Annotated in this window: 2 protein-coding genes and 1 pseudogene; all 3 read right to left on the bottom strand. The window is 32.4% G+C overall.

What is annotated here, in order from left to right:
- Positions 1-586 (bottom strand): annotated as a pseudogene (locus A9Q93_RS07565) (hypothetical protein); the annotation flags it as partial.
- Positions 587-723: 137 nt separating this feature from the next.
- The gene (locus A9Q93_RS07560; RefSeq protein WP_303686779.1) at positions 724-1,443 is read right to left on the bottom strand and encodes a 3-ketoacyl-ACP reductase; all 720 of its coding nucleotides are present in this window, start codon (positions 1,441-1,443) and stop codon (positions 724-726) included.
- A 180-nt stretch (positions 1,444-1,623) separates the two neighbouring features.
- On the bottom strand, positions 1,624-2,307 hold a 684-nt coding region (locus tag A9Q93_RS07555), incomplete at its 5' end, for a phytanoyl-CoA dioxygenase (RefSeq protein WP_303686778.1).

The following is a 2,307-nucleotide window of genomic DNA, read 5'->3' as shown; positions in this document are numbered from 1 at the left end:
TTACCACATCTACCGTATCGCCTTTTGATCCAGAGTTACCATCACGCACCGTAATTTTAGTAACCTTATTATTGTCATAGATCATCTCTGTAGAATACTTGTAGAGTTCTTTATCTAATTTTATGCTGTAAATGTAGCCATCAATAAACCGTATTCTTCTCTTATTATCTAGAAGAAAAGTCATTTCAGTACGATTGTCATTTTTATTTAATTGCACTTTAATCGTGTCTGGGGCAATCATTTTATAACTGCTTGTACCTATATTCTTATCGTTTTTTACGCTTCTTATAACACCTATTTTAACTCCTCTAGCTGGATATGTATATGTTGTACGCTCAGTTAAACCCAATGAGTCTTCATCCACATAGTAATCATTATAATCTTCCTTTGAAAGGAGATAACCTTCCTTGTTGTAGGTAAAAACCGTTTTGAATTTTGCATTTTGAGTAGTAAAGTTAGAATACTCGGTAAACGATTTAGGAGAACCTTCGAGTTGCTCTAGGTGCCAGTCATTAGGTAATTTGTTTTGTGAATACCCTAAAAAGCAAAAGCAGATAAATACAATCTTAATATTAATATTTTTCATTTTGTGTTATTAGATATTTATAGATTCCGCTTTCGCGAAAGCGGAAACAAAAAAAGCCCTCACATACTTTAAGAGCTTTTTTACTTTTTTACAGATCCTAACTAAATTATCAATTTAACGATCACTTTTTTAATGATTTATGGATTTGTAGACCAAAGAGCTGCACTTTTCAACATCGCTCTTTTAGGAAGTTTTAATCCGGCAACGATCAACTCTGCAAAGTCTTCAGGTTGTAACACACTGTCTTCTGATTCTTTGTCTGCAATACCTAGATCTACAGCCATATCAGTAGCAATAGTACTAGGTGTAAGTGTGCACACTCTTATATTATTTTTACGCACTTCTTTCATTAACGATTCTGACATACCGATTACTGCAAATTTAGACGCAGAATAGGCAGATGTAGAGGCATTGCCATTTAATCCAGCTGTGGAAGAAACGTTGATGATTTCGCCAGAATTTTGTTGTATTAAATGAGGTAAAACTTCTTTTGTAACATAGTACATTCCCATTAAATTAGTTTGAATGATTTGAGTCCACTGGTTCACATCCATATCGTTAAGAGTACCGAAGGCGGCAATACCAGCATTATTGACTAAAATATCAACTCCACCTAAATCAGTAACTAATTTTTTAATTTGTACCTGTACATCATCATAATTACTTACATCAAATACAGCATAGGTAGCTTGAACACCTAGTTGTTGTAATTCATTTACAGTAGCTTGTAATGCTTTTTCATTTCTACCAGTAACGGCAACATGAACACCTTCTTGAGCAAAGGCTAGAGCAGTAGCTTTTCCTAAACCGCGACTACCACCTGTAATGATGGCTTTTTTATTTCTTAAGTTTTGCATTTTTTGTTTTTGTTTTTACAAAGAAATTATTTTTATCTTTCAATGTGAGGTAGTTGATTAGAAAATAAGACAACTTTAATATGTTAGTCATTTTTTAAATTACCTAACATGTCTATTTAACCAGTTTAACCTTGTTTACAATACATTAAAATCATTCTTTTTTTTTAAAACCGCAAAATTTTATTCCACACTACATTTCAATTCAATTTCTGGATCAATGTAATAATCAAAATTAAGGTATCGATAATTAAATGGTTGCTCTAATGGTATCTCAAAAGGAATGGTAAGTGAGGAATGTCCTCTATGTAACCAGATATCATTTAAAACTTGCACCCTAGTATCGATTAAAATACGATCAAATTGTGCCATGTTATAGGGCTTTAAATCTACTTTAAAGTTCATTACACGAGAAGGAAGTGGCTGATCTGTATATTCTTTTAAAACGTCTTTTACGTCCATAATTGAACCGTATATTTCTTCTTGGTAATTTGTTTCCTTAATAGAGTTAGTTAAAAATGAAAGATTAATAACAACATTTTCAGGAATGACTAACGTGTCTTCTTGCAATTGAGGAACCAAATTTGCAAGTATAGGAACATAGCATTCTCTGAAGAGCATGCAATCCAGTGTCTCACTAATTAATATATCTATTTTTTCTGGTTCTTCTAAATGAAAGGTGATAGCATCTGCTGTATGAATTTTTGTAAGATATGCGGTTAGATCTAAATGTTCTATTAATTTTTGTGCTGCTTCTACCGAGCTAGGATTAATTTCTAACAATTCAAATTGAATTTCATTTGGACTGAAAAGTGGTGCTACAAGAGTAAATAACGGAGCATATGGACCACAACCGACGTAAAATAT

It is taken from the genome of Nonlabens dokdonensis (genome assembly GCF_002162835.1).
GTDB classification, from domain to species: domain Bacteria; phylum Bacteroidota; class Bacteroidia; order Flavobacteriales; family Flavobacteriaceae; genus Nonlabens; species Nonlabens dokdonensis_B.
The sequence above is the reverse complement of the archived record's forward strand: the minus strand, read 5'-3'. Positions and strand labels throughout refer to the sequence as shown.

Excerpts from the sequence above, each read along its gene's own strand:
- A9Q93_RS07560 (WP_303686779.1), bottom strand. The coding sequence starts at position 1,443 with ATGCAAAACTTAAGAAATAAAAAAGCCATCATTACAGGTGGTAGTCGC.